This window comes from Pseudoxanthomonas sp. JBR18, from assembly GCF_028198165.1.
Classification (GTDB): Bacteria; Pseudomonadota; Gammaproteobacteria; order Xanthomonadales; family Xanthomonadaceae; genus Pseudoxanthomonas_A.
Window position 1 is genome coordinate 4,137,275 of sequence record NZ_CP116339.1, and the last position, 12,592, is coordinate 4,149,866.

The 12,592-nt window shown below is 67.3% G+C and carries 11 protein-coding genes; 4 read left to right on the forward strand and 7 right to left on the reverse strand.

Annotation, left to right across the window (positions count from 1 at the left end):
- Window positions 1-130 precede the first annotated feature (130 nt).
- The 4 genes from PJ250_RS18615 to PJ250_RS18630 form a co-directional block, all read right to left on the reverse strand.
- Window positions 131-1,255, reverse strand: coding sequence for a polyamine ABC transporter substrate-binding protein (locus PJ250_RS18615; protein WP_271646098.1), 1,125 nt, complete (start codon window positions 1,253-1,255; stop codon window positions 131-133).
- 97 nt (window positions 1,256-1,352) lie between these two features.
- Window positions 1,353-2,717, reverse strand: coding sequence for an aspartate aminotransferase family protein (locus PJ250_RS18620; RefSeq protein ID WP_271646099.1), 1,365 nt, complete (start codon window positions 2,715-2,717; stop codon window positions 1,353-1,355).
- Between the two features lie 276 nt (window positions 2,718-2,993).
- Window positions 2,994-4,379: a glutamine synthetase family protein gene (locus tag PJ250_RS18625; protein WP_271646100.1), complete on the reverse strand. Its 1,386-nt coding sequence runs from the start codon at window positions 4,377-4,379 to the stop codon at window positions 2,994-2,996.
- Window positions 4,376-5,140 (reverse strand): gamma-glutamyl-gamma-aminobutyrate hydrolase family protein, encoded by a 765-nt coding sequence (locus PJ250_RS18630; protein ID WP_271646101.1) that lies wholly within the window; start codon window positions 5,138-5,140, stop codon window positions 4,376-4,378. Before PJ250_RS18630 ends, PJ250_RS18625 begins: the two co-directional genes overlap by 4 nt.
- Window positions 5,141-5,333: 193 nt before the next feature.
- On the opposite strand from PJ250_RS18630, the gene PJ250_RS18635 reads away from it, so the two are divergent.
- The 4 genes from PJ250_RS18635 to PJ250_RS18650 all read left to right on the forward strand — a co-directional run bounded on the left by PJ250_RS18635 (window position 5,334) and on the right by PJ250_RS18650 (window position 10,114).
- Window positions 5,334-6,719 (forward strand): glutamine synthetase family protein, encoded by a 1,386-nt coding sequence (locus PJ250_RS18635; RefSeq protein ID WP_271646102.1) that lies wholly within the window; start codon window positions 5,334-5,336, stop codon window positions 6,717-6,719.
- Between the two features lie 145 nt (window positions 6,720-6,864).
- On the forward strand, window positions 6,865-8,142 hold the full coding sequence (locus tag PJ250_RS18640) for an NAD(P)/FAD-dependent oxidoreductase (protein WP_271646103.1): 1,278 nt from the start codon (window positions 6,865-6,867) through the stop codon (window positions 8,140-8,142).
- Between the two features lie 68 nt (window positions 8,143-8,210).
- Window positions 8,211-9,518, forward strand: a complete 1,308-nt coding sequence (locus tag PJ250_RS18645; protein ID WP_271646104.1) for a diguanylate cyclase — start codon at window positions 8,211-8,213, stop codon at window positions 9,516-9,518.
- 134 nt (window positions 9,519-9,652) lie between these two features.
- Window positions 9,653-10,114, forward strand: a complete 462-nt coding sequence (locus PJ250_RS18650) for a bacteriohemerythrin (RefSeq protein ID WP_271646105.1) — start codon at window positions 9,653-9,655, stop codon at window positions 10,112-10,114.
- 13 nt (window positions 10,115-10,127) lie between these two features.
- Here the strand turns inward: PJ250_RS18650 and PJ250_RS18655 are convergent, their stop codons facing one another.
- From PJ250_RS18655 to fdhD, 3 genes are all read right to left on the reverse strand, one after another.
- On the reverse strand, window positions 10,128-11,414 hold the full coding sequence (locus PJ250_RS18655) for an MFS transporter (RefSeq protein WP_271646106.1): 1,287 nt from the start codon (window positions 11,412-11,414) through the stop codon (window positions 10,128-10,130).
- A gap of 101 nt (window positions 11,415-11,515) precedes the next feature.
- Window positions 11,516-11,746, reverse strand: coding sequence for a formate dehydrogenase subunit delta (locus PJ250_RS18660; protein WP_271646107.1), 231 nt, complete (start codon window positions 11,744-11,746; stop codon window positions 11,516-11,518).
- Entirely contained in the window at window positions 11,743-12,591 is an 849-nt protein-coding gene (fdhD, locus tag PJ250_RS18665; RefSeq protein ID WP_271646108.1) for a formate dehydrogenase accessory sulfurtransferase FdhD, read from the reverse strand. The genes PJ250_RS18660 and fdhD overlap by 4 nt, the downstream gene beginning before the upstream one ends.
- Between the last annotated feature and the right edge of the window lies 1 nt (window position 12,592).

Below are 12,592 nucleotides of genomic sequence, written 5' to 3' on the forward strand. Positions count from 1 at the left end.
CATCCCCTCTCTTGAATGTGGCGGGGCCAGGCATGTCGGGCCCGGCGCCACCAGACAGGTTCCAGGATCGGGCGCGCGGATGGCCGCGCACCGGACCGCGACCGGCCCTGATGGGCCGGTCAGGCGTGCCTCACTTGCCGCTCTTCAGGTCAGTCCACAGCTTGGTGTACTGCTTGTCGACCTCCGGCGGGATGATGGCGAAAGTGAACAGCTTGGCCTCCACGTCCGCCGGCGGATAGATCGTCGGGTCGGAGGTGATGTCCTTGTCCATCAGCGCCTTGGCCTTGGGAACCGCGTTGGGATAGCTGATGAAGTTGGAGTTGTTGGCCATGACCTGCGGATCGAGCAGGTAATTGATGTAGACATAGGCGTTGTCGACGTTCTTGGCGTCCTTGGGGATGGCCAGCATGTCGAACCACAGCGGCGCGCCTTCCTTGGGGATCGAATAGGCGATGTCCACGCCGTTGCCGGCTTCCTGCGCACGGTCACGCGCCTGGATCACATCGCCCGACCAGCCCACCACCAGGCAGGTGTCGCCATTGGCCATCGCATCGATGTACGAGGACGAGTGGAACTGGGTGATGTAGGGCCGGATGGTCTTGAGCAGCGCGGCGGCCTTGGCGATCACCGCCGGGTCGGTGCTGTTGGGATCCTCGCCCAGGTAGTTGAGCGCGATGGGGACGATCTCGGTGGGCGTATCCAGGAAGGTCACCCCGCAGTCCTTCATCTTGGCGATATTCTCCGGCTTGAACACCAGGTCCCAGCTGCCGGCGATGTCGGTGCTGCCGAAGGCCGCCTTGAGCTTGTCCACGTTGTAGCCGATCCCGGTGGTCCCCCACATGTAGGGCACGGCGTACTGGTTGCCTGGGTCCTGCTTGGCGATACGCGCCATCATGGTCGGATCCAGGTTGGCCAGATGGGGGATCTTGGCCTTGTCCAGCGGCTGGAACACGCCGGCCTGGATCTGCCGCCCAAGGAAGTTGAGCGTGGGCACTACGACGTCATAGCCGCTGGAGCCCGCCAGCAGCTTGGCTTCCAGCACCTCGTTGCTGTCGAACACATCGTAGGTCACCGTGATGCCGGTGGCCTTCTCGAAGTTGGCGTTGGTGTCTTCTGCGATGTAGTCCGACCAGTTGTAGACGTTGACCGTCTTGGAAGCGCCGGCCTGTGCAGCCGTCGACTCCTTCCCCGCTTCCGGGCCACCGCAGGCGGTCAGGCCCGCGGCCAGCATCACACCCAGGATTCGCAGCTTCATCGTCTCTCTCCATGCAGTCCCCGCCGGGCGGGGCGTTCGACTGGAAGCACGGACCGCCGGTGGGCGGACCGCGCGTTTGATCCCTCCCCAGGGAGCATCACCTACCGATCGCCGCAGCCGTCTCCTCCAGCGCGGCCCAGGCCTTGTCGAACAGTTCGTCCACCTGCGCACGGGTCATGACCAGCGGCGGGGAGAGCAGCATCGAGTCGTAGGTGGCGCGGAGGATCAGGCCGTGACGCAGCGCACTGTCACGGCACAACGCCCCCACTCTACCGCGCTCCTCGAACATTGTGCGCTGGCCCTTGTGCGGCACCAGCTCCAGCGCGCCCATCAGACCGACGATCCGCGCCTGGCCGACCAGGCGATGCTCGCCCAGTTCGGCCCAGCGCTGGGCCAGGTAGGGAGCGACCTGCTCGCGTGCGGTCTCCACGATCCGCTCGTCCTGCAGGATGCGGATGTTCTCCAGCGCCACCGCCGCGCACACCGGGTGGCCGGAATAGGTGGCGCCATGCGCCAGCTCGCCGCCCTGGCCCTTCAGCACGCCGGCGACGCGGTCGTTGAACATCGCCGCGCCCAATGGGATGTAGCCGGAGGTGATGCCCTTGGCGATGGTCATGATGTCCGGCATGAAGCCGAAGGTCTGCGACCCGAACCACTCGCCGGTGCGGCCAAAGCCGCAGATCACCTCGTCGGCGACCAGCAGCACGTCGTACTTGCGACAGATGCGCTCGATCTCCGGCCAGTAGGTGCGTGGCGGGATGTACACGCCGATCGCGCCCATGACCGGCTCACCGATGAAGGCCGCCACGCGCTCTGGGCCAAGCGCCAGGATCCTGTCCTCCAGCCGACGCGCGGCGACCAGTCCATATTCGTCCTCGGACAGCTCGCCGCCGTCATGGAACCAGAACGGCGGATCGATATGGTGGATGTCCGGGATCGGCAGCCCGCCCTGCCCGTGCATGCCCTTCATCCCACCCAGGCTGGCCCCGGCCACGGTGGTGCCGTGGTAGCCGTTGTGGCGGCCGATGAAGATGTTTTTCTGCGGCTGGTCCTGCACCGCCCAGAAGTGGCGCACCAGGCGCAGGATGGTGTCGTTGGCCTCCGAGCCGGAATTGACGAAGAAGGCGTGGTTGAGATCCCCCGGGGTCAGCTCGGCCAGCTTGGCCGCCAGGCGGATGGTGGGCTCGGTGGTGCACTGGAAGAAACTGTTGTAGTAGGCCAGCTGCTCCATCTGCCGCGCGGCCGCCTGGCCCAGTTCGGCCCGGCCGTAGCCGATGTTGACGCACCACAGCCCGGCGAAGGCATCGAGCAGCTTGTGGCCCTGGGCGTCCCAGACATAGCAACCCTCGCCGCGAGTCAGGATGCGCGTGCCCTTGGCCGCCAGGGCGGCGTTGTCATTGAATGGATGCAGATGGTGGGCGGCATCGAGGTCCTGCAGGAGTCGGGCTTGCTGGGTATCCATCACTTTTTTCCAACGCTTTGAAGGCAAGGGCAAGAGCTTTCGCGCTTACAGCGCGAGCTACTTTTGTCATGGCAAAAGTAGCCAAAACCGTGGGCACCGACGCAATCCGATGCTGCGCATCGGTCCCCTGTGCTTCTCGCAGCCCCGGGCACGGCGCCCAAACTCGCTTCGCTCAGACAAGGGCGCCTCTTCGGCCCGGGTCTGCTGCGATGCTCGGCTTGCTTTAAGGTGCTCAGAATCAAACGCCGACAGCAACAACAGGCCTCACCGCGCGGATCACACGTTCAACAACAAGAACTCGCGCTCCCACGAGCTGATCACCCGGAAGAACGTCTCGTATTCCTTGCGCTTGACCGAGATGTAGGCGCGCACGAAGCGCGGCCCGAGCAGGTCGTGCAAGGCGGTGGCGCCCTCCAGTTCGTCCAGCGCCTCGCCCAGCGAGCGCGGTAGCTCGAAGCCCACGTCCTGCGCGCTGGTGGACAGCGGCTTGGTCGGCTTCAGCTCGCCCTGGATGCCCAGCAGCCCACAGGCCAGGGTGGCGGCCATGGCCAGGTAGGGATTGGCATCGGAACCGGCGAAACGGCTTTCCACGCGCGTGTTCTCCAGCGTGTCCTTGGGCACGCGCAGGCCGCAGGTCCGGTTGTCGTAGCCCCACTGCACGTTGATCGGGGCCACCTGGCCGATCGCCAGGCGCCGATAGGAATTCACGTTGGGCGCAAAGAAGGCCATCGTCAGCGGCGCGTACTTCTGCAGCCCGCCGATGTAGTGATGGAAGGTCTTGCTCTCCTTGCCCAGCGCCTTGCCGGCGAACACGTTCCTCCCGCGCTTGAGGTCCAGCACGCTCTGGTGGAGATGCATGGCGCTGCCGGGCTCGTTCTCCATCGGCTTGGCCAGGAAGGTGGCGTAGATGCCGTGGCGCATCGCCGCCTCGCGCATGGTGCGCTTGAACAGGAACACCTGGTCGGCGCGGCTCAGGGCGTCGGCATGGGTGAAGTTCACCTCCAACTGCGCGGCGCCGGATTCGTGGATCAGCGTATCCACGTCCAGCTCCATGGCATCGCAGTAGTCGTACATCAGGTCCAGGATCGGGTCGAATTCGTTGACCGCGTCGATCGAGTAGGACTGGCGCGCAGTCTCCGGCCGGCCCGAGCGCCCGGCCGGGGGCAGCAGCGGGAAGTCCGGATCGGTGTTTTTCTGCACCAGGAAGAACTCCAGCTCCGGCGCCACCACCGGCTGCAGGCCAGCATCCTCGTAGGCCTTGAGCACGCGCCGCAGGACGTTGCGCGGGGCCAGTTCGTGCGGCTCCCCGTCCTTGGTCCAGCAGTCGTGGATCACCTGCGCGGTCGGGTCGGCGGCCCACGGCACCATGCGCACGGTGCCCGGGTCCGGGCGCAGGAACATGTCCGAATCCGACGGACTGGTCAGCTCGTAGTAATCGTCCGGATAGTCGCCGGTGACGGTGGTGGCGAAGATGCCTTCGGGCAGGCGCGTGCCGTAGTCGTGGCTGAACTTGTCGGCCGGGATGATCTTGCCGCGCGCGATGCCGGTGATGTCCGGGACCAGGCATTCGACCTCGGTGATGCGGCGCTCCTTGAGCCAGCGCCGCAGCGAATTGTCGGCCGGTTCGGCGGGCGGTTCACGCGGGGGCTGGCGGCGGCTCATGCGAAAGCGGGCTCCTGGCGACGTCTGGCGCGGGCGCGGCAGGCATCGCCGAACGCCCGGAAGATGCCCATGTAGAACGGGTGCTCGGTGAGCTTCCATTCCGGATGCCACTGCACACCAAGCAGGAAGGTCTCGCCATCGAAGCGAAAGGCTTCGACCAGCCCGTCCGGTGCGGTGGCTTCCACCAGCAGGCCGTCGGCGAGTCGGCGCACGCCCTGCCCGTGGAGCGAATTGACCTGTTGGCTGCTGCCGCCAAATCCGGCCAGCAGCCCACCAGGGACCAGCGCGACCGGATGCGCCGGGGCGTACTGCACGTCCAGGGTCGCGGCCTTGTCCTCGCGGTGATCGGTCAATCCAGGGACCTCGTGCACGCGCTGGTGGAGGGTGCCGCCCAGGGCCACGTTCACTTCCTGGAAGCCGCGGCAGATGGCCAGAACCGGGACGCCGGCATCCAGCGCCGCGCGCACCAGCGGCAAGGTGGTCGCATCGCGCGCGGGGTCGTGCGGGTTGCCTTCCCAGCTGGGCTCATCGGAGTAGTGGTGCGGCTCGATGTTGCTGACCGCACCGGTCAGCAACAGGCCATCGACCGTGTCGAGCAGCGCATCGAAGGCCAACGGCGGGCTCAGCGCCGGCCACAGCAGCGGAACGCCGCCGGCGCCGTCCACCACGGCGCGGACATACTTCTCACCCACGGCCAGGAACGGATGCAGGCCGATCTGCTTGCGGTCGGTGGGGATTCCGATCAGCGGCGACTGGGTCATGGGGGACGCGGCTCGCGTGCGGCTCCGGGCCAAAGTAGCCGCGGCGCCTGATTTTTACAACGCGGTCCTCCACCTAAGCCCAGGCAGCACTGAAAGCCGACGGACACTAAGCGGCGCGTGCATGGCCTTTGTTGATTTTTCTTGACAGCCACCCGCACTGCTAAGCTCCTGCGTGATCGCCAGCGAGGCCTCCATGACCCTTCCTCCCGCCGCCTCCGACGAGGCCCTGCGTGACCAAGACCGCGCCACCCGCGCCGCGCTCCCGGACCTGGAAGCCATCGACCTGCTGCTGCCTGACATGAACGGCCTGCTGCGCGGCAAGCGCGTCACCGCCGATGCGCTGGACAAGGTGTATCGGGACGGGGTGTGCCTGCCGATGTCGCTGATCGCCACCGACATCACCGGCAATACCGTCGAGGAGACCGGGCTGGGCTACGACATCGGCGACGAGGACCGGATCTGCCGGCCGGTGCCGGGCTCGCTGCGGCCGGTGCCGTGGTCGCCACGGCCGATGGCGCAGCTGCTGCTGTCGATGGAGGACGGGCAAGGCGGCGTGTTCGAGGCCAATCCGCGCGAAGTGCTGCGTCGGGTGGTCGAACGCTTCGCCGCGCGCGGCCTGACGCCGGTGGTCGCCATCGAGCTGGAGTTCTACCTGTTCGACCGCCTGCCCGATGCGCAGGGACGCCCGCAGCCGGCCATCAACCCGCAGACCGGCACGCGCAACGCGACCACGCAGGTCTATTCCATGGAAGACCTGGACGACCATCGTGGCTTCATCGACGCGGTCACCGCGGCCTGCGCCATCCAGGACATTCCCGCCGACACGGCCGTGGCCGAATACGCCCCGGGGCAGTTCGAAATCAACCTCAAGCATCGCGCCGACGCGCTACGCGCCTGCGACGAGGCGCTGTTGCTCAAGCGCACCATCAAGGCGGTCGCCCAGCGGCAGGAGCTGCAGGCCAGTTTCATGGCCAAGCCGCTGGTCGAGCAGGCCGGTAGTGGCCTGCACGTCCATGTCAGCCTGCTGGATCGCCAGGGCCGCAATGTCTTCGCCGGCCCCCAGGACGCACCGGCCGAGGCGCTCAAGCACGCCATCGGCGGCTTGCAGCGCAGCGCGGCCGAGACCCTGCTGTTGTTCGCCCCGCATGCCAACAGCTACCGACGCTATGTCCTCAATGCGTTCGTCCCCCTGGCCGACACCTGGGGCTTCAACAACCGCACCGTGGCCATGCGCATCCCACACAGCGATGCGGCCAATACGCGGATCGAACACCGCGTCGCCGGTGCCGATGCCAACGTCTACCTGGCCTGCGCGGCCGTGCTGGCCGGCATGCTGCACGGCCTGGAGCACCAATTCGATCCCGGACCTCCCATCGTCGGCAATGCCTACGACCAGACCGACAACCGCAGCCCTTCCTGGCGCCAGTCGATCGACGACTTCCTGGCCAGCGACCTGGTGGCCACGCAGTTCGGCACGCGCTTCCGCCACATCTATGGACAGCAGAAGCGCAAGGAGCTGCGCAGCTTCGAGACCCAGGTGACCGACCTGGACTACGCCTGGTACCTGCGTGCGGTCTGAGCCTGCCTGGCCGCGCGCCCGCCGCCGCACGCACCTGTAGAGCGGAGCTTGCGCCGCTGGGCCTGCCCCGGGAAAACCCCGTGCCGAGCAAGCTCGGCCCTACAACGACCACGACAATCGGAAAGGTCCACGCGCAGGAGCCTGCATGAGCGAGTCATACCCCCTCAGCTGGTACGCGGCCAGCGTCGATCCCCTGCCCCTCCAGCCCACGCTGGAAGGCCGCCTCACCTGCGATGTCTGCATCCTCGGCGCCGGCTACACTGGACTGTCCGCCGCATTGGAGTTGGCCGAGGCCGGCTATCGCGTCGTGGTACTGGAGTCGCACCGGATCGGCTGGGGAGCGTCGGGCCGGAACGGGGGCCAGGCCATCGTCGGCTTCGGCTGTGGCGAGGAGAAACTGGAACACCTGGTCGGACTGGACCAGGCGCGGCGCCTGTTCGACCTCTCGCGTGAAGGCCTGGACTGGCTGCACGCCCGCCTGGCCAGGCACGGCATTCAGGCCCACTGGCGTCCCGGCCACGCCACCGTGCCGCTCAAGCCGCGCCAGCAGCGCGACGTGCAGGCGATGGTCGAACGCTTCCACACCTACTACGCCCATCCGGTCGAGTGGTGGGACCGCGAACGCCTGCGCGCCAACCTCGCCAGCGACCGTTGCCTGGGCGCGCTCTACGACCCGATCAGCGGCCACCTGCACCCGCTGGCCTATGCGCTGGGCCTGGGACGCGCGGCGCTGGCCGCCGGCGTCCAGATCTTCGAAGGCACCCCGGTCACGCAGTTGGTCCGCGGCGCCAAGCCCGTCTTCCGCACTGCGCAGGGCGAGGTGCATTGCGAGTTCGCCGTGCTGGCCGGCAACGCGCTGCTGCAGGGCATCGCCCCGGAGCTGGAGGCGCGGATCATGCCGGTCGGCACCTATATCGCCGCCACCGCCCCACTGGGCGAGGACGGGGCCCGCGCCCTGATCGGCAACGACATGGCCGTGGCCGATACCGCATGGACGCTGGATTACTACCGGCTCAGCCACGACCATCGCCTGCTGTTCGGCGGGCGGGCCAGCTATTCCGGGCGCGCCCCGCGAGACCTGCAGGCGATCATGCGCCGGCGCATCGTCGCGGTGTTCCCGCAACTGCGCGACACCTCGCTGGATTACACCTGGGGGGGTGTGGTGGACATCTCGCTCAATCGTGCCCCCCACTGGGGGCGCCTGGCGCCCAACCTGTACTTCGCCCAGGGATTCTCAGGTCATGGTGTGGTCGCCACCGGGCTGGCCGGCAAACTCATCGCGGAGGCGATCGCCGGCCAGTCCCAGCGGCTGGACCTGTTCGCCAGGATCAAGCACGCGCCCTTCCCCGGCGGCCAGGCCCTACGCACCCCGCTGCTGGTCGCGGCAATGGGCTGGTACAAGCTGCGCGACGCACTTTGGTAAGCACAAAGGCCTCAAGAACCCCGCAGTCGTGCCGTTATGGGCACTGACTCTCCAAGTCTTCGCGACCCATGTCACCGTTTCCGCATCTAGCGGCGTTTCAAGCTGGCGACGAAGTGCTCCCGCAGAAAGTCCTGCTGGTGGAGAACTCGCGCACCTTCACCACCCTGGTGCGCGAGGCGATTTCCCAACGCATCAATCTGCCGGTGACCGTGGTCTCCACCCTGGCCGAGGCCGCGCGGGTGCTGGAGAGCGAGGATGGCTGGTTTATGGTGATGACCGGCCTGGTCCTGTCCGACGGTGACCGCGACACGGTCGTGGACTTCTTCGTCTCGCGCGGGCTGCCGACCGTGGTGGTCAGCGGCGTCTACGACGAAGACCTGCGCAAGCGCGTGCTGCAGCAGCAGATCATCGACTACGTACTGAAGAACGCCCCGGGCAGCATCGACTACCTGGCCTGGCTGGTGCAGCGTCTGGAACGCAACCGGCGCATCGCCGCCCTGGTGGTGGACGATTCGCTTTCCGCGCGGGCGTACGCCGCCGGACTGCTGAGCATGTACGGCTATCGGACCGAACAGGCGGCTGGCGGCGCCGAGGCACTGGAAGTGCTGGAGAAAGACCCCGGCATCCGCCTGGTGGTGGTCGACCAGGAAATGCCGGGCATGGAGGGCGTGGAATTCATCCGCCGCATGCGCGCCATCCGCGCGCGCGACAAGGTCACCGTCATCGGCCTGTCCGGTAGCAGCGACCCCACCCTGATCCCCCGCTTCCTCAAGAATGGCGCCAACGATTTCCTGCGCAAGCCGTTCTCACGCGAGGAGTTCTTCTGCCGCGTCTCGCAGAACGTCGATCAGCTGGAGTTGATCGGCACCCTGCAGGACCTGGCCACGCGCGACTTTTTGACCGGGCTGCCCAACCGGCGGCACTTCCTGGAGCAGGGCCAGCGCATGCTGCCTCACCTGCGCCAGCAATCGGCCCAGGTCGCCGCGGCGATGGTCGACATCGACCATTTCAAACACATCAACGACACCTGGGGCCACGAGGCCGGCGACGACGCGTTGCGCGCGGTGGCCAATGCTGTCTCACGTCACGCCCGCCCGCAGGACCTGGTCGCCCGCTTCGGCGGCGAGGAATTCTGCCTGCTCGCGCCGGGACTGAGCGCGGACGAGGCGGCGACGTACTTCGAGGACCTGCGCCACCGCATCGCCGAGCTGGACGTCCAGATCGCGGGCGACCGCCTGAAGACCACCGTCAGTATTGGCGTGTGCCTCAGCGCGGGCGCTCACGACGAGACCCTGCACAGCCTGCTGGCCGAGTCCGACCGTCGCCTGTACTTGGCCAAGGCCGGCGGACGTAACCAGGTCATCGCCTCGGGCTGACAGCCTTGGTCGGCGCGGCGGTGCGCATACACCGGACCGCCGTGCCTTGCGCCAGATCAATGCCTCAGCGACGCGTGTCGCACACATTGCCTTCCATCGGCCCCGCCAACCTGGGGCGTCCTGGAAGCGTCAACATGGCCCTGCTGATCTGGCAGAACGACCTGGACACCGGCATCGAGGAGATCGACCGGCAACACCGGCGCATCGTTGAGATGATCAACCAGCTGCATGCCGCCCAGCGCACCCACGAGCAGCTGGCCGTGGGCGAGGTGATCGAGGAGCTGGTGGACTACACGATGTCCCACTTCGCCTTCGAAGAGGAACTGCTGGAGGAAGCCGGCTATCCCTTCACCGCCGCGCACAAGCGGGTGCACGAGGTGTTCATCCGTCGGGTCAACGAGTTCCGGCTGCGCTTCCAGGCTGGCGAGGACGTCTCCGACGATCTCAAGCACCTGTTGTCGCGCTGGCTGTTCAACCATATCCGCAACGACGACAAGGCCTACGCCGAGGACGTCCGCCGGCACCTGGACCACTTCAGCCGCGCCCATCAACAAGGGGGCTGGATGAAGCGCACCCTGGCGCGCCTGTTTCACTGACCGCCAGCTTGCCTCATCGGGCCACGCTGGCGTGGCGTCGCACCACCATCAGCGCCAGCAGCGTGATCACCGCCGCCGCGCTCAGGTAGAACCCGACCGACTGTACGCCGTACTGCCCGGCCAGCCACTTGGCGGCCGCCGGCGCCGGCGCCGCGCCCAGGATGCTGGCCAGGTTGAACGACAGCGACGAGCCGGTATAACGCACGCTCACCGGATAGACCTCCGACAGCAGCGTGCCCACCGGGCCGTAGGTACAGCCCATGATGAAAAAGCCGACCGACAGGAACAGCAGCACCATCGCCGGATGCCCGGACTGGAACAGTGTGGAGAACAGCAGGCCGAACACGAAGATGCACACCGTGGCCACCATCATCGCCTTGCGCGCGGTGGCGCGGTCGCCGTAGAGCGCCGAGAGCGGGATGCCCGCAGCGAAGAACAGGATGCCGATCATCTGCAGCAGCAGGAATTCCTGCTTGCTGTAGCCCAGGGTGCCGGTACCGTAGCCCAGGGCGAACACGGTCATCAGGTAGAACAGCACGAAGGTCGCCAGGGCGCCCAGGGTCCCGGCCAGCATCGGCCCGAAGTGTCGGGTGAACACCTCGCCCATCGGCAGGCGCACGCGCTCGTTGCGGTCCAGGGCCTTCTGGAAATCCGGGGTCTCGGCGATCTTCAGCCTCACCCACAGGCCGACGATCACCAGCAGCGAGGAGGCGATGAACGGCACGCGCCAGCCCCAGGCCAGGAACTGGTCGCTCGACAGCGCCGCGCCCATGATCAGGAAGGTGCCCGCCGAAAGCAGGAAGCCCAGCGGCGCGCCCAGCTGCGGGAACATGCCGTACCACCCGCGCTTGCCGGGGGGCGCGTTCTCGGTCGCCAGCAGCACCGCACCGCCCCATTCGCCGCCCAGGCCCAGGCCCTGGCCGAAGCGGAACAGGGTCAGCAGCGCCGGGGCGGCCAGCCCGATGGTCGCATAGGTCGGCAGCAGGCCGATCGCCACCGTGGAGATTCCCATCGTCAGCAACGCCGCCACCAGCGTGGCCTTTCGGCCGATCCGGTCACCGAAATGTCCAAACATCGCCGAACCGACCGGACGGGCGATGAAGGCCACCGCGAAGGTGGCCAGCGACGACAGCTGCGCGGCGGTCTCGTTGCCCGGCGGGAAGAACAGATGCGGGAACACCAGCACCGCGGCGGTGGCATAGATGTAGAAATCGAAGAACTCGATGGTGGTGCCCATCAAGCTGGCCACCAGCACGCGCGCGGGCGAGTTGGTGGTGGGAGCGGCGGCGACGGAAGACATCGATGAAAACCGGTTCAGGAAAACGAAGCCGGCGGATTCTGTCATGTTTGCCTGATCACGTCGGCAATGGTTGCAGGCGTGACGATCCTGGCACGCAGGCTTCAGGCGTCGAGCTGCTCCACGGCGTTACGGGCCAATGGAACCAGCCCCTCTCCGCCCTCACGCACGTAGCGCAGCAACTTGCGACGCATGCCCGGCTCCCAGAATTTCACCAGATGCTGGCGAACCCCTTCGGCGCCGATGGCCTGGTCGGACTCGGCGGCGAAGTAGGCGGCGATGTCGTTGGCCATCTCGACCAGGCGATTGACGCGTTCACCGGCAGTCTCGTTCATGGGCGGTCCTCGTGGATGTCTTCGATGAAGCGCGGCGCGTGGGTGTACACCGCGTGGCCGTCCTCACGCGCAAAGCCCAGCAGGGTCAGGCCGGTGCGCTGGGCCAGGGAGATGGCCAACGCGGTCGGTGCGGAGATCGCGGCCATGAAGGCGATGCCGGCGCTGGCCGCCTTCATCGCCATTTCGTAGCTGGCGCGGCTGGTCACCACCAGGAAGCCGGCCTGTGGATCATGGCCGGCCCGATGCATCGCTCCGATCAACTTGTCCAGCGCGTTGTGGCGGCCAACGTCCTCGCGCACCAGCACGACACGGCCATCGGCCAGCGCCCAGCCTGCGGCGTGGGTGGCGCCCGTGCGCGCGTTGAGCGGCTGCAAGCCGCGCAGCTCCCGCAGGGCGCGCTGCAGGGCGGATGCGGTGACCTTGATGCCCTCGCCCACCGGTGCCGGTGAACGCAGGGCCGCTTCCAGCAGTTCGCTGCCGCACACGCCGCAGCCACTGCGCCCACTCATGCTGCGGCGGCGCTGCTGCAGGATCTCCGCGCGGTCCTGCGGGATGCGCACACGGATCTCCACACCCTCCAGCAGGTGCTCGACCGAGGCGACCTGCGCATCGTCGAAGGCTTCCACGATGCCCTCGCTCAGGGCAAACCCCTGCGCAAAATCGTCCAGGTCCGCAGGCGTGGCCATCATCACCGCGAACGGCGCATCGTTGTAGACGAAGGCCACCGGCACCTCTTCGGCGATGTGGTCTTCCAGCGTGCGCACGGTGTCGCCACGCCGCCTGGCCACGCCGCGCACGACGCTGCCGGCGTCTTCGGTCCGCTCTGCGGTGTGGCTCTCGCTCATG

Bases quoted from the DNA above. Each gene is read 5' to 3' on its own strand.
- PJ250_RS18615 (WP_271646098.1), bottom strand. From the start codon at position 1,255: ATGAAGCTGCGAATCCTGGGTGTGATGCTGGCCGCGGGCCTGACCGCC.
- PJ250_RS18620 (WP_271646099.1), bottom strand. From the start codon at position 2,717: ATGGATACCCAGCAAGCCCGACTCCTGCAGGACCTCGATGCCGCCCAC.
- PJ250_RS18625 (WP_271646100.1), bottom strand. From the start codon at position 4,379: ATGAGCCGCCGCCAGCCCCCGCGTGAACCGCCCGCCGAACCGGCCGAC.
- PJ250_RS18630 (WP_271646101.1), bottom strand. From the start codon at position 5,140: ATGACCCAGTCGCCGCTGATCGGAATCCCCACCGACCGCAAGCAGATC.
- PJ250_RS18635 (WP_271646102.1), top strand. From the start codon at position 5,334: ATGACCCTTCCTCCCGCCGCCTCCGACGAGGCCCTGCGTGACCAAGAC.
- PJ250_RS18640 (WP_271646103.1), top strand. From the start codon at position 6,865: ATGAGCGAGTCATACCCCCTCAGCTGGTACGCGGCCAGCGTCGATCCC.
- PJ250_RS18645 (WP_271646104.1), top strand. From the start codon at position 8,211: ATGTCACCGTTTCCGCATCTAGCGGCGTTTCAAGCTGGCGACGAAGTG.
- PJ250_RS18650 (WP_271646105.1), top strand. From the start codon at position 9,653: ATGGCCCTGCTGATCTGGCAGAACGACCTGGACACCGGCATCGAGGAG.
- PJ250_RS18655 (WP_271646106.1), bottom strand. From the start codon at position 11,414: ATGTCTTCCGTCGCCGCCGCTCCCACCACCAACTCGCCCGCGCGCGTG.
- PJ250_RS18660 (WP_271646107.1), bottom strand. From the start codon at position 11,746: ATGAACGAGACTGCCGGTGAACGCGTCAATCGCCTGGTCGAGATGGCC.
- fdhD (WP_271646108.1), bottom strand. From the start codon at position 12,591: ATGAGCGAGAGCCACACCGCAGAGCGGACCGAAGACGCCGGCAGCGTC.